A 16,234-nucleotide genomic window follows, 5' to 3' on the forward strand; every position below is an offset into this window, starting at 1 on the left:
GAAGAGCCGCGCTGATCAGATCCCGGCCAGCTCGCCGGCAAGTCGCGCGCAGGTCGTGGCCGCCAGAAGGGCAGGGCGCCTGTGGATCGCGGCGGCGATTTTACGGCCGGCGGAGGTGTAGCTGATGCAGTCGTGCAGCACGAGGTCCGGGCCGATCTCCGCCATCTCGACGGCAGCGGCGCGGATTTCCTCCTCCGAGGCACCGGGCGACAGCGGCACGCAGTGACAGCTGCGCGTCGCGGTGGTCCAACGGTCCACGCAAGCGGCGGCCTGCGCGGCGCTCGGGATAAACACCCCGAGCCGCCCGTTCGCGGGTAGGCAGCCCTCCACCGCGCCGGTCACGAGGTCGGAGGCGAAATGCACGCCAGGCGCTTCGAGCGACGGAAACTTGCCGGTGCAGCAGACGATGGCGACGGCGGCTTGCATGGCCTCCAGATCCTTCAGCCTCTGCTTCATCCCCTCGGTGACCGCCGCCTTGCTGATCAGCACCGACCGCCCGTCGGGCAGGGTTGTAAACAGCGTGTCACGGTCGGCGGTCGGGGCGGCGGCGGCCAGCCCCGCCTCGTCGAGATGATCGAGCGCGCCCAGCATCTTCAGTTCGGCCCGGTCACCCAGCACCGAGGCGAATTCGGCCAGCAGCGCGGGCCGGGGCGCCTGCCCGATGACAAGCATGCCCACAACGGGTTTGCCGCTCATGCGGGCACCTCCGCGCGCATCGCCGCCGCATCGCCGACAACGCGAACGCGGGTGCGGATTGCGCGGCCCGGCAGGTAGGAGAGCGGCAGATCCTCGACGTCGATCACCTTGACCGTCGCGCGGTCGGCACCCGAGGCCACCGCCGCGTCAATGGCGGCTTCGCGGGCATGGGCGATGGCCTCGTCGCGGTCCATGTCGCGATAGATCCGGTCGGTCTCGCCCGAGATCTGCGCCATGGCGGCCCCGACGGCATTCGCCACCTCGTTATGCTCCACATGGATCACCTCGGAGATGCCCGGCATCGCGTCGGGGATCAGCATCGCGCCGCCGCCAACCGCGAGCAGCGGCACTTCGGTGGCGTCGGTCTTCATCCGGTCGACGCCCTCGGCGATGTTTTCATGCATCTTCTTCAGCGCGGCGGCGACAAAGTCCTTCGGCAGCTCGGCCACGCGGCTCGTGTCGCCGAGCCGGATCAGGCCGGAGGCGACGGCAATATCGGTGGCGGTCACCTGCGCGCCGCCAAAGACCATGGCCTCCTGCGCCAGACGGTAGCCCACCGATTCCGGTCCCACGGTGACCGGATCGCGGCCGATCTTGGTGCCGCCGCCCACTGCGATGGAAAGCAGATCGGGCATGCGGAAGAGGGTACGCACGCCGCCCACCTCGACCACATTGTTGGCCTCGCGCGGGAACCCGTTCACCAGGCAGCCAATATCGGCGGTGGTGCCGCCCACGTCGCAGACCATCGCGTTCTCGATCCCCGCCAGCAGCGCCGCGCCGCGCATCGAGTTGGTCGGACCGGAAGCGAAGCTGAACACCGGATATTCGCGCGCGGCCTCGGCCTTGACCACGGTGCCATCGTTCTGGGTGATGAAGAGCTGCGCGCCCAGCCCGCTATCGGCCACCGCATCGACAAAGGCCTGCGTCGTCTCGCGGGCCAGCCCGATCAGCGAGGCGTTCATCAGCGCCACGTTCTCGCGCTCCAGCAGGCCGATGCGCCCGAGGGTGGAGGACATGGTGACATGAACGTCCGGCGCCTCGTTGCGGACGATCTCGGCGGCGCGCTCCTCGCATTCGGCGGTGAGCGGCGAGAAGGTGGCCGAGATCGCCACCGCCCCGACCCCGTCGGCGGCGATCTTGCGCGCCGCTTCGGCGACGGCCTTCTCGTCCATCGGCATCAGCGGGCGACCGTCGTATTCGTGCCCGCCCTGTACCAGGTAGATGCCACCATTGACCTTGGCCGCCAGATCCTTGGGCCAGTCGCAGAACGGCACCAGGCTGGCCGAGGCGGGCAGCGACACGCGGATCGCGGCAGCGCGCCCGAGGTTGCGCCGCTCGACCACGGCATTGGTGAAATGGGTGGTGCCGATCATCACCGCCACGACATCGTCGGCGGCGGGCCCGGCCTTGGCGATGACATCTTTCAGCGCGGTGCGCACGCCGGTGGTCACATCGGCGGTGGTGAAGGTTTTGACCGCGGCAACCACCCGGTCGCCGTCGAGCAGCGCGGCATCGGTATTGGTGCCGCCGACATCGATTCCGATCCGTTTCATGCCTGGTTCTCCTTGAAGACCGAAGTGAAATCGAGGTCGAAGCCGAAGGCGCGCGGCCCCACGGCGGCAAGCCCCTGCTCGGAGAGAAAGACCGACGGGGCGGGCAGCGCCAGCACGCTCACCCGCTGGCCGAACCGCAGCACATCGGTGCCGATGCCTTCGCCCGACACGCTGTCGAGCAGGCAGATCAGATCCGGTGTCATCACCACCGGCGCGCCGTCGAGATAGGCGACGGAATATTCGTTCTGGAAATGCACCACCATCTCCTTGCCCGCAAAGGCGTCGAGCCCCTCGATACGGGCCTTGCCCCTCAGGAAGCCCTCGGTCGCGCGGCGTTCCACATCGACGATCTTGCCGGTGAACATGCGCTGCCCGGAGGTGATCGAAAGCACCGCCTCGATCGGGTCGGTATGTTCGGCGCGCGCCCGCAGCACCTCGGTGCCGAGCGCGATGGCCTTGGAGACGGAATAGAGCACGCCGTGCTGCTTCACCTCGGCGCCGGTGCGCGGCGCCTTGCAGGTCGCCGCGACAGAGCCGATCTCGGTGCAGGCCTTGCGGCTGATGCGCTCCATCCAGCGCCAGGAGGCGGCGCGCGGAAAGATGATCTCGTTGTCGCGAATGTCGGCCATGGTGAGCGGGTAGCAGCGCAGGCCCGCCACCGCGACGGAGGTCATCTGCGCCTCCGGATAGGCGCGGCCCATCGTGTCGGCATCGACCACCGGGTAGCCGGTGAGCGCGCCCACCATCATCGGATGCACGCCGTTGCCGCCGCCGATCTCCAGCGCCATGACCGCGTCGAACTTGCGGCCGAGATATTCCTCCATCATCCGCACCGGCTTCAGCGCGAATTCGGGATCGGCCAGACGCTCCTGCCCGACAAGCGGCGCGCCCATGTTCGACAGCACCCCCACAAGCGCGTCATCGGCCAGCGTCATCGGGTCGATCAGGGTGGCGCTGCGGCCCGCCTCGTAGAGCAGCCGCATGTTCAGCAGCTTGTGATAGGGATCGCCGCCACCGCCCGTGCCGAGGATCCAGGCACCGACGGCAAGCGCCTCGATGTCGTCCGCGGAGAGGGTTCGGTGGGTCTGGCTCGGGCTCCTCTGGGCCAAGGTGGTCATGCGGGCATCCTTTCGCGCCGGTCCCGGATATAGGGGCGGGAACCGGCCTCACGGTTTGTGCTATGGCCTTCATGTCCGCCCGGCGCGGGCCGTTTCGCAAATAGCGTTTGCCTATGTTGACGATCCGCCGAGGCTATTTTCCCGAGGGGCCCCGGGCTCAACTGCGCGCCCATGCTCAAACAGGTGGCAACATTCCGCGGATATGCCTGAAAAATGGGCAATGATCCCGCCCATCATAAGCCCCGCGTATAATGCCTATCAGGAATGGCTGTTTTTCCATTCCGCCGGCTTCTGACTTCAATGGTGCCACAAAGGCCCCCGCTGGAAGGGGTCACGCATCCGGCCTCGCGGCGCTCGCGCATCGGGCCCCAACAAGGAGACGACAATGACATTCGCACGTTTGACATCGGCGCTGGCCATGGTGGCCGCGCTGGCCGTCGCGGCTCCGGCCTCTGCGGTGGAAAAGCAGGACGGCAAGTTCTGGATGGTGATCGGCGGCCGCCAGGCGGTCAGCCATGTCGATCCCGGCCAATCCTACGATTACGCCATCCGCATGATGACCCAGGCGCTTTATGACGGGCTGGTGAAATACACCGGCAACCCGCCCGAGGTGCAGCCCTGGCTCGCCACCGACTGGGAAACCTCCGAAGACGGGCTGACCTGGACCTTCCATCTCGCGCCCGACGCGACCTTCCACAACGGCGACCCGGTCACCGCCGAGGCGGTGGTCTATTCCTACCAGCGCGTGCTGGAGATGAACGAAGGCGTCGCCTGGATGCTCTCCGACGTGCTTCAGGCCGAGAACATCAAGGCGCTGGACGAGGGCACCGTCGAATTCACGCTCGACCGCCCCTATGCACCCTTCCTGTCCTTCCTGCCCTGGTGGTTCATCGTGAACCCGGCGCAGGTCGAGGCCAATGTCGTCGATGGCGATTTCGGCAAGGCGTGGCTGACCGAGCACGAGGCCGGCTCAGGCCCCTACAGCCTGGAAAAATTCGATCAGGGCACGTCCTACTGGCTGAAGCGCAATCCCGATTACTGGAAGGGCTTCCCATATGACAATGACGACATGGGCGGCATCATCTACCGGCTCATCCGCGAAAGCTCCTCGCAGCGTGCGGGCCTGATTTCCGGCGAGGCGGATCTGGTCACCGACCTGACGCCCGAAGAGCTGCAAGTGGTGGGCGCACGCCCGGATATCGAGACCACCTCGACCCCGGCGCTCACCTCCTTCGGCCTCAAGATGAACACACAGGGCGAATACACTTCGGATCTCAATCTGCGGAAGGCCATCGCCTATGCCTTCGATTACGACACCTTCGTGCAGGTCTATAACGGCAACGCCACGCTTCAGACGTCGCCCTTCACCGATGCGATCCGGGGCAAGGTCGATATCGACATGCCGCGTCAGGACATGGAGAAGGCCAAGGAATACCTCGCGCAATCCGCATGGCCCGAGGGCGGCATCACGCTGGAATACGTCTATGTGCAGAGCCTCGAACAGCAACGCCAGATGGGTCTTTCGCTGCTCAACAGCCTCAAGGAGCTGAATATCGAGCTTGAGATGGTGCCGCTGACCTGGCCCAACATGGTCGCGCGTGCCGGCGATGTCGAGCAGAGCCCCGACCTGATGGCGATCTTCTCGACGCCTGTTTCCACCGACCCCGATGCGGTTGCGATCCAGTATCACCCGAACTCCCACGGGAAATACTACGGCTCGCACTTCCTCGACGATGCCGAGCTGAACGGCATGATCGAAGAGGCCCGCAAGCTCTCGGACTGGGACGAGCGCGCGCCGATCTACGCCGAGATCCAGCAGCGTATCGCCGATCTGCAACCGGAGATCTTCGGCATGATGCGCGAGCGCCAGTTTGCCTACCGTACCTATGTGCATGGCTACGAGGACAGCCCGATCCGCATGACCGGCGAGGTCGATCTTTACCCGCTCTTCATCCAGCCCTGATCTCCCCCAGGGCCAACCTCGGCCGGGCGGCGCAACCGCCCGGCCTCTTTGCCGCTTTCCCCGCCGCGCGGGGCCATGACCGTCCGAGGCATGCATGAGAAAGATGATCGCAAAAAGGCTTGGCCTGATGGTGGTGATGCTGCTCGGCCTCGCCGTCATCACCTTTACCGTCGCCAATGTCGCGCCGGGCGATCCCGCGCGCCTCGCCGCCGGTCCCGACGCCTCGGCGGATATGGTCGAGGAGATCCGCGTTGAGCGGGGCTTCGACCGGCCGCTGCCGATCCGGTTCGGCATCTATCTCGGCCAGCTCGTGCAGGGCGATCTCGGCACCTCGGTCTATACCGGGCGGCCCGTGCTTCAGGACGTTGCGCAATTCCTGCCCGCCACGGTCGAGCTGGTGCTGTTCTCGATCTTCATCGCCATTCTGCTGGGTGTGCCGCTCGGCGTGCTGGCGGCGGTGTTCCAGAACCGCGTTCCCGATCACGCGATCCGGCTGCTGTCGGTTTCCGGCGTGGCACTGCCGATGTTCTGGCTGGGCCTGATGCTGCAATGGTATCTGGCGCTGGATCTGGGATGGTTTCCCCTTGGCGGGCGGCTCGGGATCTTTGACGACGTACCGCCCAAGATCACCGGCATGATCACCTTCGACGCACTGCTCGCGGGCGATCCGGCCACGGCGGGCGCCGCGCTCTGGCATATGATCCTGCCCGCCGCCGCGCTCAGCTTTCCCGCGCTGGCCGCGATCATCCGCGTCAATCGAGCCGAGATGCTGGAGGTGCTGGGCCGCGATTACGTGACCAATGCCCGCGCACAGGGCATCGGCCCGTTCCGCATCATCGCAGTCTATTCGCTGAAAAACGCCATCCTGCCGACGCTGGCGATGATCGGCCTGCGCTTTGGCTGGATGCTGGGCGGCACGGTGCTGGTCGAGGGTGTTTTCGATTTCCCGGGCATCGGGCTTTACGCCGCCAAGGCCGCGATCTCCTCGGATTTCGAGCCGATCATGGCCGTGACGCTGATCCTGGGCGCGGCCTTCATGCTGACCAATCTCGTGATCGACCTTGCTTATGCCGCGCTCGATCCGCGCGTGCGCAACCAGATCTGACGGAGGCCCCATGACCGACCTCACGACCTCGGCAACCGTCCCCGCCAAGCCGCCGATGCGTTTCCGCGAGACCCGCCGCCTGACGCGCACCTATTGCCGCTCCTTCTCCTCGGTGCTGGGGCTGGCGCTGGTGGCGCTGTTCCTCTTCGTCGCGGCCTTCGGCCCCTGGCTCGCCCCCTATCCCGAAGACGCCTATGGCGCGGTGGATTTCGGCGCCAAGCTGCTGCCGCCCTCGCCCGAGCACTGGTTCGGAACCGATCAGGTCGGCTCCGACATCCTGTCGCGGGTGTTGATCGGCGCGCGGACCACGCTGCAAATCGGCCTCACGGTCACCGGCATCGCGATCCTGATCGGCGTACCGCTGGGGCTCATCGCCGGCATGACCGGCGGCTGGATCTCCGAAACCATCATGCGGATCACCGACATCTTCCTGTCGATCCCCGGCCTGATCCTCGCCATTGCCATCGTCGGCGCGCTTGGCCCCGGCATTCTCAACGCCATGGTCGCGCTCAGCCTCGTGTGGTGGCCCGGCTACGTCCGGCTCGTGCAGGCCAAGACCCTGAGCCAGCGCAACGAGACCTATGTCGACGCCGCCCGCGCGCTTGGCGCCGGGCCGCTGCGGGTGGTGTTCGTGCATGTGCTGCCGAACTGCCTGTCGCCGATCATCGTCAAGGCGTCGATGGATATGGGCATGGCGATCCTCGGCGCCGCCTCGCTGGGCTTTCTTGGGCTCGGCGCGCAGCCACCCTATCCCGAGTGGGGGGCGATGATCTCCACCGGGCGCGCTTATCTGCCCGACTGGTGGTGGTGCACCTTCTTTCCCGGCATGGCGATCTATCTAACGGTGCTCGGCTTCAACCTGATGGGCGACGGGCTGCGCGACGTGCTCGACCCGCGCCAGAGGTGACATGATGGCCCCGCTTCTCGATATCCGCGACCTCTCGCTCGTCTTCGACACGTTCGACGGCACCTATCACGCCATCGACAAGGTCAGCCTGCAACTCAAACCCGGCGAGGCGCTCGGCCTCGTGGGCGAGACCGGCTGCGGCAAATCCGTGCTGACCCGTGCCGCCTTCGGCCTCGTGCCGGTGCCGCCGGCGCGGATCACCTCCGGCTCGGTAAGGCTCGACGGGCGCGAGCTGCTGGGCCTGTCCGACCGTGCGCTGCGCGGCATCCGGGGCAGCGAGGTGGCGATGATCTTTCAGGATCCGATGACCTATCTCAACCCGGTCTTCCGGGTCGGCACCCAGCTCGTGGATGCGATCCGCGCGCAGTCCGGCGGGCGCATCGGCAAGGCGGAGGCGAAATCAATCGCGCTCGACATGCTGGACAAGGTCCACCTGCCAAACCCCGACCGCCAGTTCCGCGCCTATCCGCACGAGCTTTCGGGCGGAATGCGCCAGCGGGTGCTGATCGCCATGGCGCTGGCGGCGAAGCCTAAGCTGCTCATCGCCGATGAGCCCACCACGGCGCTGGATGTGACGATTCAGGCGCAGATCCTCGATCTGATGGCCGAGCTGGTGGAAGATCTCGGCCTCGCGATGATCATGATCTCGCACGATCTGGGCGTGGTGGCGCAGGTCTGTTCGCGCGTGGCGGTGATGTATGCGGGCAAGATCGTCGAAGACGCGCCCATAGGGCGGATCTTCGATGCGCCGGCCCATCCCTATACCCAGGGGCTGCTGGCCGCGCTGCCGCATCCGTTCAAGCCGGTGGACCGCCTCGCCTCGATCCCAGGCACACTGCCCGATCTGCTGCATCCGCCTGCCGGATGTCGCTTTGCGGGCCGTTGCGCCCAGGCCCATGCGGCCTGCGCCGCACCGGTGCCGCTGCGCGCGGTCGGCCCGCAGCATCGGGTGGCCTGCACGCTCTACGAAGACGCCGCGCCGGAAGGAGCCGCTCATGTCTGAGACCTCTGACGCGATGCTCGCGATCCGCGATCTCAAGGTCCATTTCCCGCTCGCCAATGGACAGGTCGTGCGTGCCGTCGATGGCGTCTCGCTCACGCTGCGTCCGGGCGAGACTGTGGGGCTCGTCGGCGAAAGCGGGTCGGGCAAAACCACCGTCGGCAAGACCGCGCTGCGGCTGGTGCCCGCCACCGATGGCGAGATCCGTATCGGCGAGCTGGATGTGCTGAATGCCTCGGGCCGCGATCTGCGGCGCTTGCGGCGCAAGGCGCAGATCATCTTTCAGGATCCGCATTCCTCGCTGAACCCGCGCATGACCATCCGCCGGGCGGTGGCCGAAGGGCTGATCCTCAACACATCTCTGCGCGGGCGGGCGCTGCGCGAAAAGGTCTCGGAAACGCTGATCGCCATGGGCCTGCCGCCGCAATTTCACGACCGCTTTCCGCATGAGCTTTCGGGCGGGCAAAAACAGCGCGTCTGCATCGCCCGCGCGCTGGTGCTCGATCCCGACCTTCTGGTGCTGGACGAACCCACTTCGGCGCTGGACGTTTCGGTGCAGGCGCAGATCCTCGGCGTGCTCAAGGATCTGCGAGCCGAGCGCCCGTCGCTGACACAGCTTTTCATCTCGCACAATCTTGCCGTGATCCGCTTCCTTTGCCAAAGGGTCGCAGTCATGTATCTTGGCAAGATCGTCGAGGAAGGCCCCGTGGAGCAAGTGTTCAGCGATCCGCGCCACCCTTACACGCGGGCGCTGCTCTCTGCCGTCCCGGTGCCCGAAGCCGGGCGCAGGCCCGACCGCACCCGCCTGACCGGCGATATCCCGAGCCCCACCGCCGTGCCGAAAGGCTGTGCCTTCCACACCCGCTGCCCCGTGGCCCGCAAGGGGCTTTGCGACACCACCCCGCCGCCGCGGGTCGCGGCGGGCGGCGGCCATGCCGCGCTTTGCCACTTCGCCGGGGAGATGCAGACCACATGAGTTTTCCGCTCGACCGGCTGGCGCTCCAGCTCGACTGGAACCTGTTGCGCACCTTCATGGTGATCGTGCAGGAGCGGTCGATCACGGCGGCGTCGCAGCGTCTCAACGTCTCGCAGCCCTCGGTCTCGGCGGCCCTGCGCCGGCTCGAAGAGCGGCTTGACCTGCGTCTGGTCGAACGCGGCGGCGGGCAGACCTTTGTGGTGACCCGCGCCGGCGAGGCGGTCTATCGCGAGGCGCTGGAAATCTATGGCGGTGTGGTGCGGCTGAACGATATCGGAGCCACCGGCGGGCGGGCGCTCTCGGGTAATGTCGTGATCCACCGCTCTTCGCATCTGGAGATGGACCGGATCACGCCGGTGCTGGAGGAGTTCCGCGCCCAGCACCCAAGCGTCACCTTCTCGATCCGCTCCGCCCCCTGCCACGAGGTGGCGCAGGCGCTGCAACAGCGTGCCTCCTCCGTCGGCTTCTGCACCCGGATCGACCCGGCCATCCAGCGGCTGCGCAGCCAGCCGCTCACCCCGCAGGAATTCGGCGTCTATTGCGGGCCCGACCATCCGCTTTATCGGCGTCAGGAGGTCGACCCGGAGCTACTCGCAGCCTCCGATGTGGTCGGCTACGAGGAAGACCATATCGCTGGCGTCTTGTCCGCGCTGGCGGTCTGGCGGGTGCGTCACGGCATCGGCGGGCGGTTCATCGCCTCGACCACCGGCATCGTGGATCTTGTCGAGCTGATCGAGCAGGGCAGGGCCATCGGCTGCATGGCCCGGGGGCACGCCCACCGCTACGGCACACGGCTGTGGCAGATACCGGTTAATGCAACGCCCCCGCTGGTCGACATGTTCTCGGTCATCGACTTCGAGCGCCACATGACACCGGTCGAAGCCGCACTGATCGACCATCTGGAGGGCGAGGGACTTGCCAGCCGCCCGCATCCCCGCTCCGATGTCTAAGCCTGTGCGCGCGCTCTCAAGCCCTGGGTTCGGCGAGGAGAACCAACAAGCGCCGTTCTCGCCCGCCGACTGCCGATGGTGATACGGGGCCCGTTCTGCCCCTTTTGACGGATCAGCTCAGGAACCCTCTGAACGACCGCAGGGACACCACAAAAAAGACCACCGCGATCCCGGTGAGCCACAGCATTTGCGGCCAGACCACATCCAGCCCGGCGCCGCGGAACAGCACCGATTGCGATAGGATCACGTAATGGGTGTTGGGCGCGATGAGCATGATGTTCTGCACCAGCTCCGGCATCGACTCGCGCGGGGTCTGGGCACCCGAAAGCACCTGCAAGGGCAGCAGCACGAGGATCATCATGATGCCGAATTGCGGCATGGAGCGCGCGAAGGTCGCCAGAAAGATCCCCAGCGAGGCGGTTGCGAAGAGATGCAGCGCGGTCCCCAGCATGAAGAGCGCCAGCGAGCCCTGTAGCGGGATGCCCAGCACCATGTTGCACATCACCACCAGCGCGAACAGCGTGCCCAGGATCACCACGAGCGACATCGACCAGAGCTTGCTGATCATGATCTCCAGCGGCGTGACCGGCATCACCAGAAGATGCTCGATCGTGCCGTGTTCGCGCTCGCGGATCAGCGCCGCGCCGGCGAGGATCAGCGCCAGCAGGGTCACGCTGTTGGCGATGCCCATGATCGCCTGAAACCAGCCGCCGTTGAGCTCGGGGTTGAACCTTGCGCGCAGTTGCAGATCGGCGGGCGGGCGGGGATCGGCGCGATAGCCGTCGAGGAATTCGGAGACCTCCTCGGACACGATGGTCTGAACATAGCCCGCGCCGGAAAACGCCTGGGCCATCTGGGTGGCATCGACATTGAGCTGAATCTCCGGGCGCTTGCCGGCCAGAAGATCGGCTTGGAAATCCGGCGGGATATCCAGCGCGAAGGTGTCGAGCCCTTCGTCCATGCGCCGGTCCATCTCGTGCCAGCCGATGCGCCGGGGCTCGGTGAAAAACGGCGGCTGAAACGCCTGCTCGATGCGCAGGCTGAGCGGCGACTGGTCCTCGTCGACAATGGCGATGGGGGCGTGGTTCAGCGTCTCGCTGGCGGAGTTCGCCGACGCAGTGATTTGCAGGGTGAAGGAGAACAGGATCAGGAACATCATGATCGGGTCGCGCGCCAGCCCGCGCAGTTCCTTGATCCCGAGATGAAAGACGTTGCCCAGATCCATCTCACTTCTCCTGTTTGCGCATCAAGAGCGCGCCAAGGCCGATCAGCACCGGGATCGACAGCGCCAGCGGCCAGAGCGCCGAGGACAGCTCGGAAAATCCCAGCCCCTTGGAAAAGGCGCCGCGCGAGATGGTCATGAAATGGGTGGTGGGGTAGGCGCTGGATATCAGCGCGCTGACCCCCTCCATCGAGGAGACGGGCGTGACCATGCCGGAAAACTGCACGGCGGGCAGGATCGTTCCCAGCGCGGTGGCAAAGACCGCCGCGAGCTGGCTTTTCACGAAGGCCGAGATCACCAGCCCCATGGCGGTGGCCGCCGAGACATAGAGCACGCCCGCCAGAAGGAAGAAGGCCAGATCGCCGGTGAAGGGCACCCGGAAGAGAAAGATCGCCAGCAGCGTCAGAAGGATCAGGTTGACCGCGGCCAGCACCGTATAGGCCAGTTGCTTGCCGAGCAGGAATTCCAGCCGGGTCACCGGGGTGACGTAGAAATTGGTGATCGAGCCCAGCTCGCGCTCGCGCACCACCGAGAGGGCCGAGAGCATGGCGGGAATGAGCAGCAAGAGGATCGGGATCACCGCCGGCACCATGGCCACGAGGCTCTTGATGTCGGGGTTGTAGCGATAGCGCAGTTCCAGCCCGAAATCGCCCGCCACCGCGGCTGGCCCGTAGGTCTCGCGCATGCCGGAGCTCAGCCAGCTTTGATGCATGCCCTGCACATAGCCCATCGCGGTTTCCGCCCGCGTCGGGTTCGATCCGTCGATCCAGCCGCCGACCTCGACATCGCGGCCCCGCAGCATGTCGCGCCCGAACTCGGGCGGGATCTCCAGCGCGAGATCGAGCAGTCCCGCGCGCATGCGCCGGTCCATGTCGGCGTAGCTGGTGATCGGGACCTCTTCGATGAAATAGCGCGAGCCGGAAATCTGGTCGATGTAGTCGCGGCTTACCGTGGACTGGTCGTAATCGAGCACGGCAAAGCGCAGATCCTCGACATCCATATTGACGCCGTAGCCGATCACCAGCATCAGCAGCAGGGAGCCGAAGACCGCCAGCGCCGCGCGGATCGGGTCGCGGCGCAGCTCCATCGCCTCGCGCATCGCATAGCTCAGCATCCGGCGAAGCCCGAAGGTCGCGGGGCCGGAGGCAGGCTCATGCGGTGCCGAGGCGCCCGGGGTGGCCTCGGGCGCCTCTTCGGTGAGAGTTTCGCCGGTGGCCTCTTCCAGATGTGCGATGAACGCCTCTTCCAGCGTCTCGGCGCCGGAGTCCGCGACGATCTGCGCCGGCCGGTCCGAGACGAGCACCCGGCCCGCATGCATGAGCGAGATACGGTCGCACATCATCGCCTCGTTCATGAAATGGGTCGAGACAAAGATCGTCACCCCGTCGTTGCGCGACAGGTCGGCGAGGCTCTGCCAGAACGCATCGCGCGCCACTGGATCGACGCCGGAGGTCGGCTCGTCGAGGATCAGGATGTCGGGCGCGTGGATCATCGCCACCGCCAGAGACAGCCGCTGACGCAGCCCCAGCGGCAGCGCGTCGGGGCGGGAATTCAGCACCTCGCCCAGATCGAAGCGGGCGACCATCTCGTCGATGCGGCCCGGAATGTCTTCGGGCGGGATCTTGAACAGCCGCGCATGCAGGTCGAGGTTCTGCGCCACGGTCAGCTCGCCATAAAGCGAAAACGCCTGGCTCATATAGCCCACGCGCCGGCGCACGGCGATGTCCCGCGGATCCACCTCCTTGCCGAAAAGCTTCGCGGTGCCGTCGCTTGCCTCCAGCAGCCCGGTGAGCATTTTCATCGTGGTGGTCTTGCCGCAGCCGTTGGAGCCGAGAAAGCCAAAGATCTCGCCCCGGGGGATGCGGAAACTCACCCGGTCCACGGCGGTGAAATCGCCGAAACGCTTGGTCAGCCCCTCGGCCTCGATGGCGTAATCGCCGTCCTCTTTGCGGATCGGCGGGATCACCACTTCCTTATGTGCCGCGCGCTCGTCCTCGGGCAGAAGCGCGATGAAGGCGGCGTCGAGCGTATCGGTGCCGGTGCGCGCCATCAGCGCGTCGGGCGCGCCGGTGTCGAGCACCCGCCCGGCATTCATCGCGATCAGCCAGTCGAAGCGCGCCGCCTCTTCCATATAGGCGGTTGCCACTAGCACGCTCATGCCGGGGCGCCCGGCGCGGATGCGGTCGATCAGATCCCAGAACTGCCGGCGCGACAGCGGGTCGACGCCGGTGGTTGGCTCGTCGAGGATCAGCAGGTCGGGGTCGTGGATCAGCGCGCAGCAGAGCCCCAGCTTCTGCTTCATCCCGCCCGAGAGTTTGCCCGCCGGGCGGTCGCGAAACGGCTCCAGCCCGGTGGCGCGCAGTAGATCGGCGATCCGGCCCTCACGCTCGGCGCGGTCCTGATTGAAGAGCCGCCCGAAGAAATCCACGTTCTCGAAGACCGACAGCGTCTCGTAGAGGTTTTTTCCCAGCCCCTGCGGCATATAGGCGATGCGCGGACAAACCTGCTGGCGATGCCGGGCAGACCGCATGTCGCCGCCCAGAACGGTCAGCGTGCCCTCCTGCATCGTCCGGGCGCCGGAGATCAGCGCCAGCAGGCTGGATTTGCCCACCCCGTCCGGACCGATCAGCCCGACCATTTGGCCGGAAGGGATATCCGTGGACACGCTGTCGAGCGCCTGCACCTTGCGGTAGGAGAGGCTGACATCGCGGATTTCTGCGATGGCGGAAGGCGTGGTCATTCGGCGAGCGTCTGCTGAAGGGACTCAGGCCACTCTGCCTCCGGGTCGACGCGCACATAGGCCATGCCGGGCAGACCGGTCTTCACCTGCGTGATATAGCGCTGCAACAGCTCCGGGTCGATCCGGGCGCGGACCCGGAAGGTCAGTTTCAGCCGTTCCTGCTCGGTTTCGACGGTGCGCGGGGTGAACTGCGCCACATCCGAAACGAAGGAGACGCTGGCCGGAATGGCGATTTCCGGCGCGGCATCCATGACCAGCCGGACCTCGGTGCCGATGCCGATACGGCCGGCCTCTTCGGTGGGCAGGAAGAAGCTCATATAGACATTGGAGACGTCGATCATGTTGATCACCCGCCCGCCGGCGCCCAGCACCTCGCCCGGTTCGGCGAGGCGATACTGCACCCGCCCGTCGCGCGGCGCGGTGAGCGTGGCATCTTCGATCTGCACCTCGATCCGGGTCACCGAGGCCTGCGCCGCCTCGACCGCGGCCTGCGCATCGACGATCATCGCCTCGGCAGAGCCGATGGCCACCTTGGCGGCGGCCTGCGACGCCTGCGCCGAGGCCAGCGCGGCGCGCGCGCGCCGTTCGGCGGCGCGGTCGTCGTCCAGCGTCTGCTGCGACACGGTGTTGCTCTCGGCGAGGCGCTCGGAGCGTTCCAGGCGCGTGGCGGCGGCATCCAGATCGGCCTGCTGCAATTCGACGGTCGCCTCGGCGGCGTCGAATTCCGCCTGCCGCTGCGCCACGAGGCTTTTCGCCGTCTCCACCGAGATCTCTGCCCGGCGCAGCTGCGCGGCGGCCTCGGCGCGCTGCGCGGTAAGCTCGGTGGTGTCCATCTGCGCCAGCACGTCGCCCGCGGTGACGAAGTCCCCCTCGGAGACCAGAACATCCTCCAGCCGACCGCCGGTTTTGCCCGCAATGTCGATATCCACAGCCTCGAGCCGGCCATTGGCGCTCACGAGCCCCTCCGGCTGCCCGTTTGTCGAAAGTCCCTGAAAGGCCATCCAGCCGATGAGCGCCACGAGAGCGGCTCCAAGAGCCAGCCATTTCGGTTGCAGTTTCATTTATATCCTCATGTCTGGACAGGCGGGAAGCCACGGTCGGTCTGACTGTTTCCGGTCTCGTTGCGATGGTACAGGCCAGAGGTCATTCCATGCCTGCGATCTTGTGGCGCAGCTCGGCGCGATCCGTCTCTGAAATGGCGAGATGTCCTGTGGTGACACGTCGGATATTTTCCAGATACCGTGCCACCACCTCCAGCTCCGCCGTGGTGAATTCGTCCGTGACCTGCGTGTAATGCGTGTGCAGCGCGGTATAGTCCCGCAAAGACCGCGCGGCGGCGCCTTCGTTCAGCGAGATCAGCACCCCGCGACGGTCCTTCGGGTTCGGCCGGCGGGAGATCATCCCGGCGTTCTCCAGTCGCAGAAGCAGGGCAGAGACCGCACCCGAAGTCAGACCGAGCGCGTGACCCATTTCTGTCGGGCTCATCGGGGCCTCGTATTCCGCAAGAAGACAGATTGCCCGGAAATCGGTCGAGTGCATTTCGCTCGACTGCGCGCTTTGCTCATAAACCGCCTCGATCTGCTGCATGAAGCGCAGCAGCGCCTGGCCCACCAGGCGCACAACCTCATATCTGTCTGATCTACCGGACATTCTTTATCTTAACAAAAAAGATACTTTATTGTGAAGATAGATTTAGGGTCACCATGACGAAAAACGCCGCGTTGCCTGCTGTATCCGTGAACGCACGCTGAAGTGCAGTTTCTGAAATGTCATGTTGTTCCAAACGATTGAACTGATGCGGTGGATGTCCACAGAGTCCCATTCGTCATCCTGCGTGCGACGTTCTGTCTTGACACAGAATTTGCACTTCGGATGTGAATCCACCTTTGTGAGCTCAAGGGTGGTTGCGACAGTCTCCGCTATCTCAGTTTCACCATTTCTTCTCTGAAGGCTTCGGTAGGCGTGCGCCATTCGAGGCATTTTCGCGGTGTCGCATTCAGTCTC

The 16,234-nt window shown here is 65.9% G+C and carries 13 protein-coding genes and 1 pseudogene; 6 read left to right on the forward strand and 8 right to left on the reverse strand.

Annotation, left to right across the window (positions count from 1 at the left end; genetic code table 11):
- Positions 1-15 precede the first annotated feature (15 nt).
- Genes I6N89_RS21570 through I6N89_RS21580 form a run of 3 tightly spaced genes read right to left on the reverse strand, consistent with a single transcriptional unit; the run spans position 16 to position 3,367 of the window.
- Entirely contained in the window at positions 16-696 is a 681-nt protein-coding gene (locus tag I6N89_RS21570) for an AroM family protein (RefSeq protein ID WP_207020486.1), read from the reverse strand.
- Complete coding sequence (locus tag I6N89_RS21575; RefSeq protein WP_207020487.1) at positions 693-2,249, reverse strand: hydantoinase/oxoprolinase N-terminal domain-containing protein; 1,557 nt, start codon at positions 2,247-2,249, stop codon at positions 693-695. The genes I6N89_RS21570 and I6N89_RS21575 overlap by 4 nt, the downstream gene beginning before the upstream one ends.
- On the reverse strand, positions 2,246-3,367 hold the full coding sequence (locus tag I6N89_RS21580; RefSeq protein ID WP_207020488.1) for a DUF917 domain-containing protein: 1,122 nt from the start codon (positions 3,365-3,367) through the stop codon (positions 2,246-2,248). The genes I6N89_RS21575 and I6N89_RS21580 overlap by 4 nt, the downstream gene beginning before the upstream one ends.
- A 385-nt stretch (positions 3,368-3,752) precedes the next feature.
- Here I6N89_RS21580 and I6N89_RS21585 point away from each other — a divergent pair, with 385 nt between their 5' ends.
- The 6 genes from I6N89_RS21585 to I6N89_RS21610 all read left to right on the forward strand — a co-directional run bounded on the left by I6N89_RS21585 (position 3,753) and on the right by I6N89_RS21610 (position 10,268).
- A complete protein-coding gene (locus tag I6N89_RS21585; protein ID WP_207020489.1) occupies positions 3,753-5,330 on the forward strand; it encodes an ABC transporter substrate-binding protein in 1,578 nt (525 codons plus the stop codon).
- Positions 5,331-5,424: 94 nt separating this feature from the next.
- The gene (locus I6N89_RS21590) at positions 5,425-6,435 is read left to right on the forward strand and encodes an ABC transporter permease (RefSeq protein ID WP_207020490.1); all 1,011 of its coding nucleotides are present in this window, start codon (positions 5,425-5,427) and stop codon (positions 6,433-6,435) included.
- 10 nt (positions 6,436-6,445) lie between these two features.
- Entirely contained in the window at positions 6,446-7,342 is an 897-nt protein-coding gene (locus tag I6N89_RS21595; protein WP_207020491.1) for an ABC transporter permease, read from the forward strand.
- A gap of 1 nt (position 7,343) precedes the next feature.
- Positions 7,344-8,345 (forward strand): ABC transporter ATP-binding protein, encoded by a 1,002-nt coding sequence (locus I6N89_RS21600; protein ID WP_236016770.1) that lies wholly within the window; start codon positions 7,344-7,346, stop codon positions 8,343-8,345.
- Positions 8,338-9,318, forward strand: a complete 981-nt coding sequence (locus I6N89_RS21605; RefSeq protein ID WP_207020492.1) for an ABC transporter ATP-binding protein — start codon at positions 8,338-8,340, stop codon at positions 9,316-9,318. Before I6N89_RS21600 ends, I6N89_RS21605 begins: the two co-directional genes overlap by 8 nt.
- Positions 9,315-10,268, forward strand: a complete 954-nt coding sequence (locus tag I6N89_RS21610; protein ID WP_207020493.1) for a LysR family transcriptional regulator — start codon at positions 9,315-9,317, stop codon at positions 10,266-10,268. Before I6N89_RS21605 ends, I6N89_RS21610 begins: the two co-directional genes overlap by 4 nt.
- A 112-nt stretch (positions 10,269-10,380) precedes the next feature.
- On the opposite strand, the gene I6N89_RS21615 is transcribed toward I6N89_RS21610, so the two are convergent.
- The 5 genes and pseudogenes from I6N89_RS21615 to I6N89_RS25845 form a co-directional block, all read right to left on the reverse strand.
- Entirely contained in the window at positions 10,381-11,493 is a 1,113-nt protein-coding gene (locus I6N89_RS21615) for an ABC transporter permease (RefSeq protein WP_207020494.1), read from the reverse strand.
- A 1-nt stretch (position 11,494) separates the two neighbouring features.
- Positions 11,495-14,230: a ribosome-associated ATPase/putative transporter RbbA gene (rbbA, locus tag I6N89_RS21620; protein ID WP_207020495.1), complete on the reverse strand. Its 2,736-nt coding sequence runs from the start codon at positions 14,228-14,230 to the stop codon at positions 11,495-11,497.
- Positions 14,227-15,291, reverse strand: a complete 1,065-nt coding sequence (locus I6N89_RS21625) for an HlyD family secretion protein (protein WP_207020496.1) — start codon at positions 15,289-15,291, stop codon at positions 14,227-14,229. Before I6N89_RS21625 ends, rbbA begins: the two co-directional genes overlap by 4 nt.
- An 82-nt stretch (positions 15,292-15,373) precedes the next feature.
- Positions 15,374-15,880, reverse strand: a complete 507-nt coding sequence (locus tag I6N89_RS21630; protein ID WP_207020497.1) for a MarR family winged helix-turn-helix transcriptional regulator — start codon at positions 15,878-15,880, stop codon at positions 15,374-15,376.
- Between the two features lie 269 nt (positions 15,881-16,149).
- A pseudogene (locus I6N89_RS25845) lies at positions 16,150-16,234 on the reverse strand (integrase); the annotation flags it as partial.

This window comes from Salipiger abyssi (genome assembly GCF_017311415.1).
Lineage (GTDB): Bacteria > Pseudomonadota > Alphaproteobacteria > Rhodobacterales > Rhodobacteraceae > Salipiger > Salipiger abyssi_A.

Bases quoted from the DNA above. Each gene is read 5' to 3' on its own strand.
- I6N89_RS21570 (WP_207020486.1), bottom strand. From the start codon at position 696: ATGAGCGGCAAACCCGTTGTGGGCATGCTTGTCATCGGGCAGGCGCCC.
- I6N89_RS21575 (WP_207020487.1), bottom strand. From the start codon at position 2,249: ATGAAACGGATCGGAATCGATGTCGGCGGCACCAATACCGATGCCGCG.
- I6N89_RS21580 (WP_207020488.1), bottom strand. From the start codon at position 3,367: ATGACCACCTTGGCCCAGAGGAGCCCGAGCCAGACCCACCGAACCCTC.
- I6N89_RS21585 (WP_207020489.1), top strand. From the start codon at position 3,753: ATGACATTCGCACGTTTGACATCGGCGCTGGCCATGGTGGCCGCGCTG.
- I6N89_RS21590 (WP_207020490.1), top strand. From the start codon at position 5,425: ATGAGAAAGATGATCGCAAAAAGGCTTGGCCTGATGGTGGTGATGCTG.
- I6N89_RS21595 (WP_207020491.1), top strand. From the start codon at position 6,446: ATGACCGACCTCACGACCTCGGCAACCGTCCCCGCCAAGCCGCCGATG.
- I6N89_RS21600 (WP_236016770.1), top strand. From the start codon at position 7,344: ATGATGGCCCCGCTTCTCGATATCCGCGACCTCTCGCTCGTCTTCGAC.
- I6N89_RS21605 (WP_207020492.1), top strand. From the start codon at position 8,338: ATGTCTGAGACCTCTGACGCGATGCTCGCGATCCGCGATCTCAAGGTC.
- I6N89_RS21610 (WP_207020493.1), top strand. From the start codon at position 9,315: ATGAGTTTTCCGCTCGACCGGCTGGCGCTCCAGCTCGACTGGAACCTG.
- I6N89_RS21615 (WP_207020494.1), bottom strand. From the start codon at position 11,493: ATGGATCTGGGCAACGTCTTTCATCTCGGGATCAAGGAACTGCGCGGG.
- rbbA (WP_207020495.1), bottom strand. From the start codon at position 14,230: ATGACCACGCCTTCCGCCATCGCAGAAATCCGCGATGTCAGCCTCTCC.
- I6N89_RS21625 (WP_207020496.1), bottom strand. From the start codon at position 15,291: ATGAAACTGCAACCGAAATGGCTGGCTCTTGGAGCCGCTCTCGTGGCG.
- I6N89_RS21630 (WP_207020497.1), bottom strand. From the start codon at position 15,880: ATGTCCGGTAGATCAGACAGATATGAGGTTGTGCGCCTGGTGGGCCAG.